14 protein-coding genes and 1 tRNA gene are annotated in these 16961 nt (G+C 70.2%); 7 read left to right on the forward strand and 8 right to left on the reverse strand.

Going from position 1 to position 16961, the window contains the following annotated elements; genetic code table 11:
• Positions 1-4: 4 nt before the first annotated feature.
• Together groES and pdeM are read right to left on the reverse strand one after the other, a co-directional pair.
• Positions 5-292, reverse strand: a complete 288-nt coding sequence (groES, locus tag H7F53_RS12370) for a co-chaperone GroES (protein WP_185679809.1) — start codon at positions 290-292, stop codon at positions 5-7.
• Positions 293-557: 265 nt separating this feature from the next.
• Positions 558-1250 (reverse strand): ligase-associated DNA damage response endonuclease PdeM, encoded by a 693-nt coding sequence (gene pdeM / locus H7F53_RS12375; protein WP_185679810.1) that lies wholly within the window; start codon positions 1248-1250, stop codon positions 558-560.
• A gap of 123 nt (positions 1251-1373) precedes the next feature.
• On the opposite strand from pdeM, the gene hemF reads away from it, so the two are divergent.
• The 4 genes from hemF (at position 1374) to H7F53_RS12395 (ending at position 5662) form a co-directional block, all read left to right on the forward strand.
• On the forward strand, positions 1374-2258 hold the full coding sequence (gene hemF / locus H7F53_RS12380) for an oxygen-dependent coproporphyrinogen oxidase (RefSeq protein WP_185679811.1): 885 nt from the start codon (positions 1374-1376) through the stop codon (positions 2256-2258).
• A 136-nt stretch (positions 2259-2394) separates the two neighbouring features.
• Positions 2395-2982 (forward strand): superoxide dismutase family protein, encoded by a 588-nt coding sequence (locus H7F53_RS12385; protein ID WP_221773723.1) that lies wholly within the window; start codon positions 2395-2397, stop codon positions 2980-2982.
• Positions 2983-3057: 75 nt separating this feature from the next.
• Positions 3058-3561, forward strand: coding sequence for a hypothetical protein (locus H7F53_RS12390; RefSeq protein ID WP_185679812.1), 504 nt, complete (start codon positions 3058-3060; stop codon positions 3559-3561).
• A gap of 7 nt (positions 3562-3568) precedes the next feature.
• Complete coding sequence (locus H7F53_RS12395) at positions 3569-5662, forward strand: RelA/SpoT family protein (protein WP_185679813.1); 2094 nt, start codon at positions 3569-3571, stop codon at positions 5660-5662.
• Positions 5663-5703: 41 nt separating this feature from the next.
• Here the strand turns inward: H7F53_RS12395 and H7F53_RS12400 are convergent, their stop codons facing one another.
• Positions 5704-6783 carry a peptidylprolyl isomerase gene (locus H7F53_RS12400; RefSeq protein ID WP_185679814.1) on the reverse strand — a complete coding sequence of 360 codons (1080 nt, stop codon included), beginning with the start codon at positions 6781-6783 and terminating at the stop codon, positions 5704-5706.
• A gap of 76 nt (positions 6784-6859) precedes the next feature.
• On the opposite strand from H7F53_RS12400, the gene H7F53_RS12405 reads away from it, so the two are divergent.
• Positions 6860-6950: transfer RNA gene (locus H7F53_RS12405), tRNA-Ser, on the forward strand.
• A 40-nt stretch (positions 6951-6990) separates the two neighbouring features.
• Here H7F53_RS12405 and H7F53_RS12410 read toward each other — a convergent pair.
• From H7F53_RS12410 to H7F53_RS12430, 5 genes are all read right to left on the reverse strand, one after another.
• Positions 6991-8832 (reverse strand): DUF885 domain-containing protein, encoded by a 1842-nt coding sequence (locus tag H7F53_RS12410; RefSeq protein WP_185679815.1) that lies wholly within the window; start codon positions 8830-8832, stop codon positions 6991-6993.
• 104 nt (positions 8833-8936) lie between these two features.
• Complete coding sequence (locus H7F53_RS12415; RefSeq protein ID WP_185679816.1) at positions 8937-9236, reverse strand: polyhydroxyalkanoic acid system family protein; 300 nt, start codon at positions 9234-9236, stop codon at positions 8937-8939.
• Between the two features lie 27 nt (positions 9237-9263).
• Complete coding sequence (locus H7F53_RS12420; RefSeq protein ID WP_185679817.1) at positions 9264-11054, reverse strand: acyl-CoA dehydrogenase C-terminal domain-containing protein; 1791 nt, start codon at positions 11052-11054, stop codon at positions 9264-9266.
• Between the two features lie 12 nt (positions 11055-11066).
• Positions 11067-13391 carry a 3-hydroxyacyl-CoA dehydrogenase/enoyl-CoA hydratase family protein gene (locus H7F53_RS12425; RefSeq protein ID WP_185679818.1) on the reverse strand — a complete coding sequence of 775 codons (2325 nt, stop codon included), beginning with the start codon at positions 13389-13391 and terminating at the stop codon, positions 11067-11069.
• Complete coding sequence (locus H7F53_RS12430; protein ID WP_185679847.1) at positions 13388-14524, reverse strand: thiolase family protein; 1137 nt, start codon at positions 14522-14524, stop codon at positions 13388-13390. The genes H7F53_RS12425 and H7F53_RS12430 overlap by 4 nt, the downstream gene beginning before the upstream one ends.
• Before the next feature lie 282 nt (positions 14525-14806).
• Between H7F53_RS12430 and H7F53_RS12435 the strand changes: the two genes are divergently transcribed.
• Both H7F53_RS12435 and H7F53_RS12440 read left to right on the forward strand, forming a co-directional pair.
• Entirely contained in the window at positions 14807-15205 is a 399-nt protein-coding gene (locus tag H7F53_RS12435; protein WP_185679819.1) for a DUF2147 domain-containing protein, read from the forward strand.
• 34 nt (positions 15206-15239) lie between these two features.
• Positions 15240-16949, forward strand: coding sequence for a long-chain-fatty-acid--CoA ligase (locus H7F53_RS12440; RefSeq protein WP_379542770.1), 1710 nt, complete (start codon positions 15240-15242; stop codon positions 16947-16949).
• Positions 16950-16961: the final 12 nt, after the last annotated feature.

A 16961-nucleotide genomic window follows, 5' to 3' on the forward strand; every position in this document is an offset into this window, starting at 1 on the left:
CTGATCAGCCGATAACTCCCAGAATGTCCGATTCCTTCATGATCAGCAGGTCCTCGCCCGAGACCTTGACCTCGGTGCCCGACCACTTGCCGAACAGCACGCGATCGCCGATCTTGACGTCGAGCGGGGTAACCTTGCCGTCCTCGGCGCGGGCGCCCGAGCCGACCGCCACGATTTCACCCTCGGCGGGCTTTTCCTTGGCGCTGTCGGGGATGATGATGCCGCCGGCCGTCTTTTCCTCGGCCTCGACGCGACGGACCAGCACGCGGTCGTGCAGCGGACGAAAAGTCATGAGTGTACCTCTTCCAAAGGTTGCATGGATTTTGGCACTCACCGGTGGAGAGTGCCAGCGCCGCGGATATGGGAGGGGGTGCAGGCAGCGTCAAGGATTCGCCGCGTGAAAAATTTTCGGGGGCCGGCGGTGGTGTGTGGGCTTCGACAGGCTCAGCCCGGGCGGGCCTTGATGCGGTGACCAGAAACCGCCCGGCCCCAGGCTTAAGCATCCGCTCGGGCTGAGCCTGTCGAAGCCCACGCGCTGCGGCCCGGCCCTCCGGCGCTCACCCCCGCCACAGCGGGTATTCGACCAACCGGTCGCCCGCCGCCAGCACCGCGTCGATCGCCCGCGCCGGCTGCAGCGCCGCGAGGATCGCCGGGTCGGCCGCGTCCATCCCTCCGGTCAGCGCGCCGAAGGCGGGGAGCACGAGCTGGCGCTCGCTGCGCACCGCGCAGGGCCGGGCGATCTGCCGCCCGCGCACCCGCACGCGCAGCTTGGGATGGTAATGCCCCGACAGCTCGGGCGCGGCGGTGGCGGCGCTGGCCTGGTGGCGCAGCGCCACCCCGCCCACCGCGAGGGCCTCGGTCACCATGCCGCCCCAGGTCCCGGCGGGGGCCAGCACCGGATCGTGGTTGCCGGTGATCCACACCCAGTCGGTCGCGCGGGTCAGCGCGGCCAGCATCCCGGCGGCGTGGGGCTCAAGCCGGGCGGGGCCTTCGGCGTCGTGGAAATTGTCGCCCAGACAGAACACCCGCCGCGCCCCGGTCTGGCGCAGCGCCGCGGCGACCCGGCCCAGCGTCTCGCGGCTGTCGTAGGGTGGCAGGAACTGCCCGGTGCGGGCATAGGCGCTGGCCTTCTCGAGGTGGAGGTCGGCCACCAGCAGCGCATTCTCGGCCGGCCAGAACAGCGCCTGCCCGCCGCCCTTCCGTCCGGCCACCCAGCGCCATTCCTGCCCAGCGAACGAAAAGGGAACCATGTTGCGCGCTTGCCGGAACTGCGGGCAGATGGCAAGGGTCGGCCGGGGCGTCCGGCGCGCGGGTCCACACTGCGCCGGACCGGACCTGGATGATGCCGGACCCGAACCAAGGGAGAGGACTGCTTGACCGACTGGACACCGTACACCGAACGCGCCCGGCAGTGGTTCGAGCACCTGCGCGACCTGATCTGCGCCGAATTCGAGGCGATTGAGCGCGAAGCCGGCAGCGCGGCCAGCTTCGCCTATACCCCCTGGACCCGCCAGTCGGTCGAGGGCGAGGGCGAGGGCCAGGACACCGGCGGCGGCACCCAGGGGCTGATGAAGGGCAAGGTCTTCGAGAAGGTCGGGGTCAACGTCTCGACCGTGCGCGGCGCCTTCAGCCCGCAGTTCGCCGGCTCGGTCAACGGCGCCAGCGCCGACAGCCCGGGTTTTTCCGCCACCGGGATCAGCCTGGTCGCGCACATGGCCAATCCGCATGTTCCCGCGGTGCACATGAACACCCGCTTCCTCACCACCACCAAGGCCTGGTTCGGCGGCGGCGCCGATCTCAACCCGCCGCTGCCCTATGACGAGGACACCGCCGAGTTCCACGCCGAGTTCAAGGCCGCCTGCGACCGCCACAGCCCGGACTACTATGCCAAGCACAAGGCCTGGGCCGACGAGTACTTCTACATCCCGCACCGCAAGGTCCACCGCGGGGTCGGCGGGATCTTCTACGATCACCTCGAATGCACGCCGGATGAGGACGGGGGCTCGGCCATGTGGGAGGCGAACTTCGCCTATACCCAGGATGTCGGCCGCGCCTTCCTCAGCGTGTTCCCGCGGCTGGTGCGGCGCCGCATGGGGCTGGACTTCACGCCGGCGGACAAGGCCCAGCAGCTCGAATGGCGCGGGCGCTATGCCGAATTCAACCTGGTCTACGATCGCGGCACGCTGTTCGGGCTCAAGACCGGCGGCAATATCGACGCGATCCTGATGAGCCTGCCGCCCGAGGCCACCTGGTCCTGAGCCGGCCGGCGCGGCGCTGGTCCGCGCGCGGGGCACCAGGCCGGGTCCCGCGCGTTGCCAGCCCAGCCAGCCCGTGCCGGCCAGCCCGTGCCGGCGGCCCGCCCCGGCGACCCGCGCGGGGCCAAGGAGGATGCCGATGACCCGTGCCAAGCTGATCCCCGCCCCCCGGGCGCTGGCCCTGCCCGCGGCCCTGGCCGTTGCCGTGCCCGCCGCGCTTGTCGTCGCGGGGCCGGCTGCCGCCACCGCAGCCGAACCGACCGCCCCCGCGCTGGCGCCGCCGCTCGCCACGGCCAGGCTGGTCCATTCCGACGGGACTCCCGCCGGGCTGGCGCGGATCATCTCGGCTGATGGCCACGCGGTGATCGTGGTCGAGATCACTGGCGTTCCCGCCGGGCCGCACGGGCTGCACCTGCACGCGGTCGGCCAGTGCGCCGGTCCCGCCTTCCTCTCCGCCGGGAGCCACCTCAACCCCGCGGCCAAGGCGCACGGGATCGACAATCCGGCGGGCAGCCACCTCGGCGACCTGCCCAACCTGACCGCCGACGCCCAGGGCCGGATCAGCGCCCGCATCCACTTCGCCGGCGATCCCCAGGCACTTGCCACCGCGCTGTTCGATGCCGATGGCAGCGCGCTGGTGCTCCACGCCGGTCCCGATGACTACAAGACCGATCCCGCCGGCAACAGCGGCTCGCGGATCGTCTGCGGGGTCCTGACCAAGGGGTAGGGCTGGCCTCTCCGCCCGCCGCCCGCCGCGGATCACCCCTTTCCTACCCGCCGCCGATCGGTCCTAATCCGGCGGATGACCCAACCCACCGCCCGCCGCCGCCTTCCCGCGTTCCATCCTGTCCCGCTGCGCACCCGCGGCGATGGCTGGACCCCGCCGCGCCAGGCGCGGTTCATCGGCCATCTGGCCGAGACGCGCTGCGTGCGCACCGCCGCGGCGCGGGTCGGGCTGAGCCGCGAGAGTGCCTATCGCCTGCGCCGCCGCGCCGGGGCCGAGGGCTTCGCCGCGGCCTGGGACATCGCGCTTGGCCGCGCCCCGCGCAGCCGGCCCGCACCGCTGCGGAAGGTCACAGTGGCCGGGCTGCTCCACCGCCTCGAACAGGGTACGCTGCGGCCGGTGCTGCACCGCGGGCAGCTGAGCCATGTGGTTGAGCGCGCAGACAATTCCGCGTTGCTGGCCCTGCTTGCCCGCCACGCCCGGGCCGCCGGACGGCGCGACCAGGCCGATCGCACGGCCGGCACAAAAACGCGCGGCAGGTGTCAACGCCCTTGCCCTTGGCCCCCGGTTCCGCCCATCTAGCGATTGTATGCTCCGCCAATACGAACTCGTCGAAAGGGTGAAGGCCTATAATCCGGAGGCGGACGAGGCCCTGCTCAACCGCGCCTATGTCTACACCGTGCAGAAGCACGGCACGCAGAAGCGGGCCAGCGGCGATCCCTATTTCTCGCACCCGGTCGAGGTGGCCGGGCTGATGACCGAGCTCGAGCTCGACCAGGACACGATCATCACCGCGCTGCTCCACGACACGGTCGAGGATACCCTCGCCACGGTCGAGGAGGTCGAGCGGCTGTTCGGGCCAGACGTGGCGCGGCTGGTCGACGGGGTCACCAAGCTCTCGAAGATCGAGGCGATGACCGAGAGCGAGCGGGCTGCCGAAAACCTCCGCAAGTTCCTGCTGGCGATGAGCGAGGACCTGCGCGTGCTGCTGGTCAAGCTGGCCGACCGGCTGCACAACATGCGCACGCTCCACTTCATCAAGAGCGAGGACAAGCGCCGCCGCATCGCCCGCGAGACGATGGAGATCTACGCCCCGCTGGCCGAGCGGGTGGGCATGTACGAATACATGCGCGAGATGCAGCTGCTGGCCTTCGAGCAGCTCGAGCCCGAAGCCTATGCCACGATCACCGGGCGGCTGGCGCAGATCCGCAGCTCGGAAGGCGGCCAGGTCGATGCGATCGCGCTGTCGATCAAGCAGGCCCTGGCCGAGGCCGGGCTGAAGGTCGAGGTCTCGGGACGCGAGAAGCACCCCTATTCGATCTGGAAGAAGATGGCCGAACGCCATGTCTCCTTCGAGCAGATCACCGATATCATGGCCTTCCGCGTGATCGTCGACAGCGTCGAGGAGTGCTACCGCACGCTCGGCGTGCTGCACCAGACCTGGCAGATGATCCCGGGCCGCTTCAAGGACTACATCTCCACCCCCAAGTCGAACGGCTACCGTTCGCTCCACACCGCGCTGATCTTCGAGAACTCGATGCGGATGGAGGTGCAGATCCGCACCCGCGGCATGCACGAGACCAACGAGTACGGCCTGGCCGCGCACTGGTCGTACAAGCAGGGCGGGGTCCGCCCCGATGGCGAGGTGCGCTGGCTGCGCGACCTGATCGAGATCGTCGACGCCAGCCACGATGCCGAGGAGCTGCTCGAGCACACCCGCCTGGCGATCTACCAGGACCGCATCTTCGCCTTCACCCCCAAGGGCGCGCTGCACCAGCTGCCCAAGGGCGCCACCCCGATCGACTTTGCCTATGCGGTCCACACCGATCTGGGCAGCATGGCGGTGGGGGCCAAGATCAACGGCCGCCACGTGCCGTTGCGCACCCCGCTGGGCAATGGCGACGTGGTCGAGATCATCAAGAGCAAGAATTCCTCGCCGCAGCTCTCGTGGCTGTCCTTCGTCGTCACCGGCAAGGCCCGCGCCGCGATCCGCCGCGCGGTGCGTGCCAAGGAGCGCGAGGAGATCGCCGCGATCGGGCGCAAGCTCTACGAGGAGATCGCCGGGCGCCTGCCCACCAAGGTCGGCAAGAAGGCGCTCAAGGAGGCGGTGCAGCGGCTCGGGCTGGAGGACGAGGACGACCTGATGGTCGCGATCGGCACGGCCAAGATCGACGACCGCTCGGTGATGGAGGCGCTGGTCCCGGGTTCGGCGCGGACCATCACCGATCCCGAGGACTGGCCCAAGCAGGAGCGCGCGATCTCGATCCGCGGGCTCACCCCGGGGATGGGCTTCCGGCTCGCCGACTGCTGCCACCCGGTCCCGGGCGACCGGATCGTCGGGCTGCGCCGCCCGGGCGAGGGGGTCGAGGTCCACGCGATCGACTGCCTCAAGCTGGCCGACGGGATCGATGCCGACTGGCTCGACCTGTCCTGGGGCGAACGCAGCACCGGCGCGGTCGGCCAGGTGCGCTGCGTGCTCTACAACCGCCCGGGTACGCTCGCCGAGATGACCGGGATCTTCGCCAATGCCCGGGCCAACATCGTGCGGCTGGAAATGACCGGGCGCGACAGCCTGTTCGGCACCTACGAGGTGGATATCGAGGTGACCGATCTCGCCCATCTCACCCGCATCGTCTCGGCGCTGCGCGCGAGCGAGGCGGTGGCGACGGCGGACCGGCTGTAGGCGGGAAGGGGGACACAGGAACAGACCTCTGCCGGATCAGGCTAAGGCGCCCGGCGCACCGGCACCGGCAGGTTGCAGATGTCGACCCCGCCGGCGGGCTTGACGAAGAACGTGTCGCGGCGGTTGGCGCGCGCCTCGACATAGCGGGCGAAGCTGGCGGCTGCGGTCGACAGCGCTTGGTAGCGCGGCAGGTCGGGGACCGCGCTGCCGAGGCGGATCGTGCGGATCGCCGTACGCTCGGCGGCGCTCTGGTAGAACCCCAGCGGCCCGGTGCCGCGCGGCAGGGAGGAGAGATGCTCGATCCCCTCGATCACCCGGCCGACCACGGCGATGTTGCGGTCGAGGTGGCGCGGCGGGGTGCCGATCACCGCGTAGAGCTCGGCCCCGGTCCCGGCATCGGGCGGCATGTTGCGGCCGACGCCGACCGTGCCGTAGCAGTGGATCGGCCAGGCCTGGACCGGGGCAACCGTCTTCCACGCCTTGGGCGGGCCCTCGGGATAGCCGAGCGCGACCGGGAAGCCGCCACGGAAGCCGAAGGCGGCGGCATAGGCATCGCGCACCGGCGCGGTGATCGCGGCCGGGGCGGCCGGGCTGGGCGGGGGCACCTCGGGCGCGGTCTGGCCCATCGGGGTGAGCGCCCAGGGCACGAGTCCGGGAGCCCACCGTGCCGCATAGTCCTGCTCCGTGGTGGGGGAGAGGCCGGCGGGCAGCGGGCGCGCTTTCGCCTTGTCCTCCGCCTCGGCATCCCCCCACTGCACCACGTAGTTGTCCTGGACGCGGTTGACCGACAGCCCGTCCCACCAGCCGGCCGTCGCCAGCTGGCGCAGGTTGGCGATCCACGGCCGGGCGAAGGGCTCGGGCAGCAGCTGGATCACCACCCGGCGCGGCCTGCCCGGCCGATCCTGGCCGGCAGCGTCGGGGGCCAGGTCCATCACCAGCAGGTCGTCCGCGGCGATGGCGGCCCAGTCATCCGCCGGGGCTGCGGCGACGATCTCGGCCGGGGTCGGCACCGGCGTGGCCGCCTGTGCCGGCGCAGCGGCGGCGACCAGCAGCGCGGCGGCGCGCAGCACGGGGGCGGGGAGCGGGGCGGAGCGGGCGGTACGGCGCGGCGGGGTCGGCATGGCCGTACTGTGCCACGCACCCGGCGCTTGCGAAACCCCCCGGCCCTCGCTAGGGCGCTGGCCTTCCAGTGCACGCGGAGCGGTGGCCGAGTGGTCGAAGGCGCTCGCCTGGAAAGTGAGTATACGTCAAAAGCGTATCGAGGGTTCGAATCCCTCCCGCTCCGCCACTGCGCCCGGCCGCTGCCGGCTTCCGCTGCGCCTCCGCCGTCAGCTCCGGCTCGCGATCCATTCGTCGACGCGGCGCTCGAGGATGCCGAGCGGCTGCGAGCCGTCGCTGATGATCAGGTCGTTGAAGCCCTTGATGTCGAAACGGGCGCCCAGCGCCGCCTCGGCCTTGCGGCGCAGCTCGTTGATCTTGATCATGCCGATCTTGTAGCCGGTCGCCTGGCCGGGCAGGGTGATGTAACGCCGCACCTCCGACCGCGCCTGGTCGGGCGAGAGACGGCCGGTCTTGATCATGAAGTCGACCGCCTGGTCCTCGGTCCAGCCGAGCGCGTGGAGCCCGGTGTCGACCACCAGCCGGGCGGCCCGGAAGTGTTCCTGGTCGAGCCGCATGAAGTCCTCGGCCACGTCCTGGTAGGCGCCCATCTCCTTGCAGAGCTGTTCGGAATAGAGGCCCCAGCCCTCCCCGAAGGCGACATAGCCGCCGACCAGCCGGAACCGGGGGGTGCCGGTCTGGCGGGCCTGGATGTCGCCCTGCATGACGTGGCCCGGCACGGCCTCGTGGCACATCAGGTCGGTAAGCTTGGCCGGGTCCTTGGTCTGGCCGAGCAGGTGAACGTAGACCCGGCCCGGGCGCACGCCGTCCGGGCTCGGTGCGGCGGCATGGGCGGCGCCGCCCGCCACCTCGCTGAACGCCGGTTCGCGCAGCACCTCCATGCGGTACTGCGGCAGGGCGTTGAAGTGGCTGGAGAGCAGCGTGCGGTTGCGCGCGACGATCGCGTTGGCGCGGCGCAGGTAGTCCTCGCGCAGCGCGTCGGTCCACGGCTGCGGCGGGAAGCGCTTGGCGCGGTCGGCATAGAAGGCCTGGTGATCGGCAAAGCCCGCGCTGCGCGCCAGCTGGTCCTGCTCGCCCTCGATCCGCTTGAGCTCGGCCAGGCCGATCGCGTGGATCTGCCGCGCGGTCAGGTCGAGCGTGGTGTTCAGCCGCAGCGCCGCAGCATACCAGGCGGCCCCGCTGGGCAGCGAGATCGCGCCGACCCGGCCACTCGGCGCGGTCGCCAGCGCGCCTTGGCCCCAGGCGATCACCCGGGCATAGGCGGGCTGCAGGGCCAGCAGCGCGGCGCGGGTCTCGGCGAGCAGCGCCTCGGCCTCGGCCGCGGTCACCGTGCCGGCCGCCTGGAGCTTGCCGACCTTGGCGCGGGCATCGGCCCAGAGCGGCGCCTCCGCCCCTTCCGTGAAGGGCGCGCCGGAGATCAGCTTGCCCGCGCCGGCGATCACCCGCTCGACCTGGAAGCGCGGCGCGCGGATCCCGACCTGCTCGGACTGGCGGGTCTGGGCCAGCGCCGTGTCGAGCACCGCCGGAATGCCCCGCAACCGCGCGTTGTAGGCCCGCATGTCCGCGGCATCGGCCACGGTGTGGGTGTTGATCAGGAAATCGGGCAGGGTCGCATGGATCGAATAGAGGAACGAGTAGAACGGCGGCTGGAACCGGCGATAGCGGTACTGCAGCTCCATGCGCTCGAGTTCGACCAGCCAGATGTCGTAGTTGGTCCGGCCCTTGGCTGAGAGCCGGTCACGGACGAAGCCTGCCTTCAGCCGCGCCGCGCTGGCCCGCCGGGCGACGAGCCGGCGCAGCTGGGCGGCCTCGCTGATGTCGTCGAGCCGGTCCTTGCCGTCCTTGAGGCCCAGCCGCGTGGCCAGCTGCGGGCGCTGCTGCAGGTCGGCGGCGAATTCGCGGTCGAGAAAGGCGGTGAGCCGCGCGTCCTCGGCCGCGGCATCGGCTGGAGTGGCCGCCGCCGCCCCGGCGGCAGACTGGGCTGTGGCAACGGCGGGAAGCGTCAGCAAGGTCGCCGCGGTCGCGGCGAGGAACAGGGTGCGCTGGATCATGGGAAGCCTTTTTCGTGTGGGATCGCCCGCAACGGGCCTGGGCTCAGGCTAACGGCCGCGCGCCCCGCTCCAAGCCTCCGCACCCCGGCATCCCCCGCTGGCGCTCACGGCTTATCGAGCATCTTGCCCGCGCTGACCTTGACGAATTCGGCGATCTGGCCGGACATCATCTTGAGGAAGGCCGGGATGGTCAGCTCGCCCGTCACCGCGGCATCCTCGATCGCCAGGGTCACCGGAATGGTCTGGCCCATCGCGCCGATGGTCAGCTGCAGCGTGTCGGGGCCGGTCCATTCCGACTCGAGCGAGCCGCCGCCGGGGATGTGCGCGGCGAGCTTGGGCAAGCCCTGCTCGATCCGGCGGCGGGCCTCGTCGCGGCCGAGGCTGTGGGGAATGGTGATCTGCATGGCGGGTCTCCGGATCGGTCGGGCAGGTCAGAACGCGTCGTCGGCCAGGGCCATCATCGACGCCTTGCCCGCCTTGATCGCCAGGAAATGGGCGGTCGCCTGGGGCAGGATGCGCTCGAAGAAGTAGGTCGCGGTCTTGATCTTGGCATCGTAGAACGCCTTGTCCGGGCTGCGGAAGAACAGCTGCAGCCCGGCGATCTTGGTCGCCCGGGCAAAGCAGTAGCCCATCGCCACCAGGCCGAGCAGGCGCAGGTAGTCGGCCGAGGCGGCGCCGGCCTCCTCCGGGTCCTTGAGCCCGCGCTGCGCGATCGTCGCGGTCGACAGCTGCAGCGCGCCGAAGGCCTTGGCGAGGGCCTCGATCATCGGCTTCATCGGCCCCTCGACGTTGTTCTCCTCGATGAACTGCGCCACCGGGTGGAAGAAGCTGCGCAGGTAGCGGCCCATGTGCGCGCCCAGCTTGCGCCCGACCAGGTCGAGCGCCTGCACGCCGTTGGTGCCCTCGTAGATCATCGTGATCCGGGCATCGCGGGCGTACTGCTCGACCCCGCTCTCGCGGATGTAGCCGTGACCGCCGTAGCACTGGATCGCCAGGTTGGCGCTGTCCGAGGCGAGGTCGGTGAACAGCGCCTTCACCACCGGGGTCATCAGCGCGACGAAATCGGCGGCGCGCTGGCGCACCTCGGGATCGGGCGAGTGGGCCTCGGCATCGAGCGCGCGGGCGACCCAGCCCGACAGGGCGCGGCAGCCTTCGTTGTAGGCGCGCATGGTCATCAGCATGCGCCGCACGTCGGGATGGACAAGGATCGGATCGGCCGGCTTGTCGGGATACTTCGCCCCCGACAGCGCGCGGCCCTGGAGCCGGTCTTTGGCGTACCACACGGCCGCCTGGTAGGCCGCCTCGCCCACGCCCAGCCCCTGGATGCCGACCGAGAGGCGCTCGGCGTTCATCATCGTGAACATGGCGGCCATGCCCTTGTGCGGCTCGCCCACCAGCCAGCCGGTGGCCTCCTCGAACAGCATCTGGCAGGTGGCCGAGGCCTTGAGCCCCATCTTGTGCTCGATCGCGCTGCAGCTGACGCCGTTGCGCGCGCCGGGGGTCCCGTCGGCCTGCGGCAGGAACTTGGGCACCAGGAACAGGCTGATCCCCTTGATCCCGGGCGGGGCATCGGGCAGCCGCGCCAGCACCAGGTGGACGATGTTCGAGGTCAGGTCGTGTTCGCCGGCCGAGATGAAGATCTTGGCGCCGGTGAGCTTGTGGCTGCCATCGTCCTGCGGCACGGCGCGGGTGCGCAGCAGCCCGAGGTCGGTGCCGCAGTGCGCCTCGGTCAGGCACATCGTACCCGACCATTCGCCGCTGACCAGCTTGGGCAGGTAGGCGGCCTTGAGCGCCTCGCTGGCATGGCCCTCGATCGCGCAGACCGCACCATGGGTCAGCCCCGGGTAGAGCCCGAACGAGAGGTTGGCCGAACAGATCATCTCCTCGACCAGCTTGCCCACCGCGTCGGGCACCCCCTGGCCGCCCCATTCGGGCGACGAGGCGAGCGAGGTCCAGCCGCCTTCGGCGAACTGGCGATAGGCGTCGATGAACCCGGCCGGCGTGCGCACCACCCCGTTTTCGAGCCGGCAGCCTTCCTCGTCGCCGGGCAGGTTGAGCGGCAGCAGCACCTCACGGCAGAACCGCGCGGCCTCCTCCAGGATCGCGTCGGTCAGGTCGGGAGTGAACTCGGCGTGGATCGGCAGATCGCCGAAGCCGTCGTCGGTGTGCAGCTCGTTGAGCACGAAGCGCATGTCGCGCAGGGGAGCGTCATAGACTTGCATGGTGGGTTCCCATCAGTTCCGCAGCGGCTTGCCGGTTTCGAGCATGTGCTCGACCCGGGCCTGGCTGCGCGGATCACGCACGAGTTTCATGAAGGACTTGCGTTCCAGCGCGCGCATGTCCGCCTCGGTCAGCACGTCGACCAGATCGGCCTCGCCGCCAGTCAGGATGTCGGCCAGGGCATCGGCCACCACCCCGTCATAGGGCGTGGCCAGGCCCTGCGCCTGGAAGCCCTTGACCGCCAGGGTCAGCGCCGCCTTGCCGCCCGCGCCGGGCAGGCGGAACTCAGGCGGCTGCGGCGGCTGGTAGCCCTCCACCAGCTCGAGCGCGCGGGCCTTGGCATCGGCGAGCAGGCGATCGCGGTTCATCGTGACGCGGTCGGTCGGGCGCAGGAAGCCCAGCTCCTTCGCCTCGGCCCCGGACTTGGCCACCGTGGCGGTCGAGACCAGCTCGAACACCTTGGCCACCGCTGGCATCGGCCCCTTCGGCAGCATCGGGTTGTTCTTCCAGCGGTCGAGCATCTCGCCGCAGCCGCCCCAGCCCGGGATCAGGCCGACCCCGCATTCGACCAGCCCGATGTAGCTTTCGGCATGGGCCTGGATCGCATCGCTGTGCAGCAGCACCTCGCAGCCGCCGCCCAGTGCCAGCCCGGCCGGCGCGCTGACCACCGGGAACGGCGCGTACTTGAGCGCCAGGTAGGCATCCTGCCCGCCCTTGGTCAGCTTCTCGATCTCGCTCCAGGCTGCGATGTTGACCGCGAACATGGCGAGCCCGAGGTTCGCCCCGGCCGAGAAGTTGCTGCCTTCGTTGTAGATCACCAGCGCCTTGTACTGCTCCTGCACCAGCGCGATCGCCTTGCCGATCAGCGTCATGACGTCGGCATCCAGCGCGTTCATCTTGCCGGTGAACTCCAGCGCGACCACGCCATCGCCGACATCCCACAACGCGGCCGAGCCGTTCTTGATCAGGGGTTTGCTGGCCAGCTTGATGTCCTCGAGCAGCAGCACGCCCGCGGGCCGGACCACGCCGCGATAGGTGCCATCGATCCCGAGGAACTGGCGCTTGCCCTCCTCGACCCGGTAGAACGGACGTTCGCCCGCGGTCTGCAGGATCGCCGGGACCTTGCGCCCTTCGGCCGCGAGCCGCGCCGCCAGGGCACCAGGCCCGAGCCGGTCGATCAGCTCGAACGGGCCGTACGCCCAGTTGTAGCCCAGCTTCATCGCGTCATCGATGGCGACCACGTCATCGGCTACCACGCCCACCAGATCGGCGGCATAGCCCAGCACCTTGCCCAGCACCTCCCAGGCATAGGCGCCGACCTTGCCCGGCGCCGCGACCAGCGCGGCCAGATCCTTCTCGGCCCCGCCGGGCAGGGGGGCGGGCTTGATCGTGGCGCGGAACTCGCCGGTCGCCAGATCGCGGGCCTGCTTGGTTCTGGTCGCCTTGTCGAAGGCGTAGAACCCGCCCTTGCCCTTGCGGCCGGTGTAACCCTCGGCGATCATCCGGTCGACCAGCGGCATCGGCCGTACGGTGTCGAAATAGGGATCGCCGGCCGGCAGGGTTGAGGTCAGGCTCTTGGTCAGGAGCGGCATGAGGTCGACCCCGACCAGATCGATCAGGCCGAAGATCCCGGTCTTGGGCACGCCCATCGGCTTGCCGCCGATCTGGTCGGCCTCCTCGATGGTCAGGCCCTGGTCGATCGCCGCGTTCACCGCCACGGCCAGCCAGTAGGTGCCGATGCGGTTGGCGATGAAGCCCGGGGTGTCCTTGGTCGGCACCACCCGCTTGCCCAGCATGCGATCGACGAAGTCCTCTACCCGGCCGGCCACGGCGGCGTCGGTCTCGGTCCCGCGGACGATCTCGATCAGCCGCATGTAGCGCGGCGGGTTGAAGAAGTGGGTGATCAGGAAGTCGCGCCGGAACTGCTCGCCGCGCCCGTCGACCAGCGCGTTCAGCGGAATGGTCGAGGTGTTGGACGAAACTGCCGTGCCGGGGCGCTTGACCGCCTCGAGCCGGGCATAGAGCGCCTGCTTGATGTCCAGCCGCTCGACGATCGCCTCGACGATCCAGTCGCATTCGGCGGCCTTGTCGAGGTGATCCTCGATATTGCCGGTCTCGACCAGCTTGGCCGCGGCTTTCGACATGAAGGGGGCGGGATCGGTCTTCAGCATCTTGGCCACGGCCCCCTTGGCCACGGCGTCGCGATCATCCCCCTCCCTGGGCAGGATGTCGAGCAGCAGCACCGGCACACCGGCATTGGCCACCTGCGCGGCGATCCCGGCACCCATCGTGCCGGCGCCGATCACGCAGACCTTCTTGATCGGCTCGACAGCGCTCATCGCACCGCCTCCAGCACCGTGGCGATGCCCTGGCCGCCGCCGATGCACTGCGTGGCGAGCGCATAGGTGCCCCCTTCGCGCTGCAGCAGTGCCGCCGCCTTGCCGACGATCCGGGCGCCGGTGGCCCCCAGCGGGTGGCCGATCGCGATCGCGCCGCCATCGAGGTTGACCTTGGCGGCATCGAGCCCGAGGTCGGCGATGCAGGCCAGCGACTGGCTGGCGAAGGCCTCGTTCAGTTCGACCACGTCGATCTGGTCGGCGGTGATCCCGGCGCGCTTCATCGCCTTGCGGCTCGCCTCGACCGGGCCGATGCCCATGATCTCGGGCTGGCAGCCGGAGATCGCGACAGCCTTGATCCGCGCGAGGATCGGCAGCCCGTTGGCACGGGCATAGTCCTCGCTGGTGACCAGCACGGCGCTGGCGCCATCGGTCAGGGGCGAGGAGGTGCCGGCCGTGACCGTGCCGTCCTTGCTGAAGGCCGGCTTGAGCCCGGCGAGCGCCTCGGCCGTGGTGCCGGGGCGCGGGGTGCCGTCAGCGTCGACCATGCCGCCCTTGGTCTGGATCGGCACGATCTCGTCCGCCAGCTTGCCCGCGGCGATCGCGGCGGCGGCCTTGTCCTGGCTGGCGACCGCGAAGGCCTCCTGCTGGGCGCGGGTGATCTGGTACTTGCTGGCGACGTTCTCGGCCGTCTCGCCCATCCCCATGTAGGCCGCGCTCTTCTTGGCCAGGGCCGGGTTCGGCAGCGGGTTGAAGCCCATCATCGGCACGCGGCTCATCGCTTCCACGCCCGCGCAGATGAAGGCCTCGCCGGCGCCAAGCTGGATCTGCCCGGCGGCGATGTGGATCGAGCTCATCGACGAACCGCAGAAGCGGTTCACTGTCATCCCGCCGACCGACAGCGGCAGATCGGCGAGGAGGCCGACCAGCCGGGCGATGTTGAAGCCCTGCTCACCCTCGGGGAAAGCGCAGCCCATCACGATATCCTCGATATCCTCGGCCTTGACCCCGGTCCGCTCGATCAGACCGCGAATCACCTGGCCGGCCAGGTCATCGGGCCGCACCCGGGCGAGGGCGCCCTTGCCGGCGAGGTGGAAGGGGGACCGGGCATAGCCCACGATGACGACATTGCGCATTGATCGAAGCCTCTCCAGGGAATCGCTCATGGATGACCTAATGGTGCTATAAATGACGTATACGTCAACTGAAAAATGCAACCGGTCGCTGCGTGCGGTGCCTGCCGACGCATAGGGAATGTCGATGACGCATTGGGGTCTTGACTTACCTATACGTAAGCAGTGATGATCGCGCGACGCCGAATCCCCGCCGTGCGGCGGTCAGGGTCTGGCGAAAGGCTTGGCCAAGGCCCGCCGGCGCCGCTGCTCCGGTACCGCCGCGGCCCGAACGGGAGAGGATCGATGCTGGTGCTGATGCTGGCGCAGGCCGCCGCGCTCTCGCCCGACCTGGCGATCGGCCGCTGGCAGACCGAAAGCCGCCATGGCATCGTCGAGATCGCACGCTGCGCAGCTGGCCTCTGCGGCACGCTGGTGGCGTCCGACGGGCTGCGTTCCAACCCCGATCTGCGCGACAGCAAGAACCGCGATCCGGCGCTGCGCCAGCGCAACCTGCGCGGCCTGCCGATGCTGCAGGGCTTCCGCTGGCAGGATGGCGCCTGGAGCGGCGGCCGGCTCTACAACCCCGAAGACGGCGGCACCTACAGCGGTACGCTGACTATCCTCGGTCCTGACCGGCTGCGGCTGCGTGGCTGCATCGTCTGGCCGCTGTGCAAATCGCAGACCTGGTCACGGGTCCGCTGAGCCCTCCCGCCCTCGCAACGCAAGGAGCCCTGACGTGTCGCTGCCCGATCCGCTGCCATCCCGCGAGGAACCCGGCGTGACCACGCCCGCCCCTGCCGCCGCCGCGGCGGCCTGGCCCGGACCGCCGATCCCGCCGCGGCTGCTGACCGACCTGCTGGACGGCGCGGCGCGCAATCATCCCGCCCGGGTGGCGATCGATTTCCTCGGCCGGACCTGGACCTATGGCGAGCTGGCCGGACTGGTCGAGCGCGCGGCGCGCGGCCTGCAGGACCATGGCCTGCGCCCGGGCGACCGCTTCGGGCTGTGCCTGCCCAACTGCCCCTACTTCGTGGTGCTCTATTTCGCCGCGCTGCGCGTCGGGGCGATCGTGGTCAACTTCAACCCGCTCTACACCGCGCGCGAGCTCGAGCATCAGATTCGCGATTCAGGAACCCGGATGCTGGCCGTTCCCGATGTCGCGCTGGTCCACGACAAGGTCGAGGAGGTCGCCGAACGGGCGGGGCTCGAGACCATCGTGCTGTGCGAAATGGCCGACATGTTGCCCTGGCTGAAGGGCCTCGGGTTCACCTGGTTCAAGCGCAAGGACCATGCGCGCATCCGCGACGAGCGCCGGCACCTGCGCATGCGCCGCTTGCTGGCCAGCCGCGGTCGGCCCGATCCGGTATCGATCCACCCCGACGACGTCGCCGTGCTGCAGTACACCGGCGGCACCACCGGGGTGCCCAAGGGCGCCATGCTGACCCATGCCAACCTCACCGCGAACAGCGCGCAGATGGTCCGCCATGTCGAGGGCCTGCTCCCCGAGCAGTGCCGGGTGCTCGGGGTGCTGCCGATGTTCCACGTCTTCGCGTTGACCACGGTGCTCAACTTCTCGGTCGAGACCGCGACCGAGATGGTGCTGCTGCCGCGCTTCGAGATGGACCAGGTGCTGGCGACGATGAAGCGCAAGCCCCCGACCCAGTTCTTCGGCGTGCCGACGATCTACGTCGCGATCAACGATCTGGCCGAGGCGCGCATTCCCGATCTGTCTGCCGTACGCGCCTGCATCTCGGGCGGCGCCCCGCTCCCGCTCGAGGTGCGCGAGCGGTTCGAGGCGCGCACCGGCGCCAAGGTGGTGGAAGGCTACGGCCTGTCGGAAAGCTCGCCGATCATCGCCTGCAACCCGATCGACGGGGTGATCAAGGCGAACAGCTGCGGCCCGGCCTTCCCGGGGACGATCCTCGAGATCCGCGACCCCGCCGACCCGACCCGGCTGCTGCCCCAGGGCGAACGCGGCGAGGTCTGGGCGCGCGGGCCGCAGGTGATGAAGGGCTACTGGCAGCGCGAGGAGGAGACCCGCGCGGTGCTGGTCGACGGCGCGCTGCGCACCGGTGACGTCGGCTACCTCGACGAGGACGGCTATCTGTTCCTCGTCGACCGGATCAAGGACGTCATCCTGTGCGGCGGCTACAACGTCTATCCGCGCGTGATCGAGGATGCCGCCTACCACCATCCGGCGATCAAGGAAGCCGTAGCGATCGGCGTGCCCGACGCCTATCGTGGCCAGTCGCCCAAGCTCTTCATCGCATTGCACGAGCCTGGTTCGCTCACGCTTGACGAACTCAAGGCCTTCCTCGCCGAACGGCTCAGCCCGGTGGAGATGCCCAAGGCCTTCGAGTTCCGTGACAGCCTGCCCAAGACGATGATCGGCAAGCTTTCCAAAAAGGAACTGATCGCGGAAGAAGCCAAGAAAGGGCTCGCATGAGCGTGGCGGCGC

The sequence above is a fragment of the Novosphingobium piscinae genome, from assembly GCF_014230355.1.
Taxonomy (GTDB): domain Bacteria; phylum Pseudomonadota; class Alphaproteobacteria; order Sphingomonadales; family Sphingomonadaceae; genus Novosphingobium; species Novosphingobium piscinae.

What these genes read in the sequence shown, in the direction of transcription:
- groES (WP_185679809.1), bottom strand. Translation starts at nt 292, where the DNA reads ATGACTTTTCGTCCGCTGCACGACCGCGTGCTGGTCCGTCGCGTCGAG.
- pdeM (WP_185679810.1), bottom strand. Translation starts at nt 1,250, where the DNA reads ATGGTTCCCTTTTCGTTCGCTGGGCAGGAATGGCGCTGGGTGGCCGGA.
- H7F53_RS12385 (WP_221773723.1), top strand. Translation starts at nt 2,395, where the DNA reads ATGACCCGTGCCAAGCTGATCCCCGCCCCCCGGGCGCTGGCCCTGCCC.
- H7F53_RS12390 (WP_185679812.1), top strand. Translation starts at nt 3,058, where the DNA reads ATGACCCAACCCACCGCCCGCCGCCGCCTTCCCGCGTTCCATCCTGTC.
- H7F53_RS12395 (WP_185679813.1), top strand. Translation starts at nt 3,569, where the DNA reads ATGCTCCGCCAATACGAACTCGTCGAAAGGGTGAAGGCCTATAATCCG.
- H7F53_RS12400 (WP_185679814.1), bottom strand. Translation starts at nt 6,783, where the DNA reads ATGCCGACCCCGCCGCGCCGTACCGCCCGCTCCGCCCCGCTCCCCGCC.
- H7F53_RS12410 (WP_185679815.1), bottom strand. Translation starts at nt 8,832, where the DNA reads ATGATCCAGCGCACCCTGTTCCTCGCCGCGACCGCGGCGACCTTGCTG.
- H7F53_RS12415 (WP_185679816.1), bottom strand. Translation starts at nt 9,236, where the DNA reads ATGCAGATCACCATTCCCCACAGCCTCGGCCGCGACGAGGCCCGCCGC.
- H7F53_RS12420 (WP_185679817.1), bottom strand. Translation starts at nt 11,054, where the DNA reads ATGCAAGTCTATGACGCTCCCCTGCGCGACATGCGCTTCGTGCTCAAC.
- H7F53_RS12425 (WP_185679818.1), bottom strand. Translation starts at nt 13,391, where the DNA reads ATGAGCGCTGTCGAGCCGATCAAGAAGGTCTGCGTGATCGGCGCCGGC.
- H7F53_RS12430 (WP_185679847.1), bottom strand. Translation starts at nt 14,524, where the DNA reads ATGCGCAATGTCGTCATCGTGGGCTATGCCCGGTCCCCCTTCCACCTC.
- H7F53_RS12435 (WP_185679819.1), top strand. Translation starts at nt 14,807, where the DNA reads ATGCTGGTGCTGATGCTGGCGCAGGCCGCCGCGCTCTCGCCCGACCTG.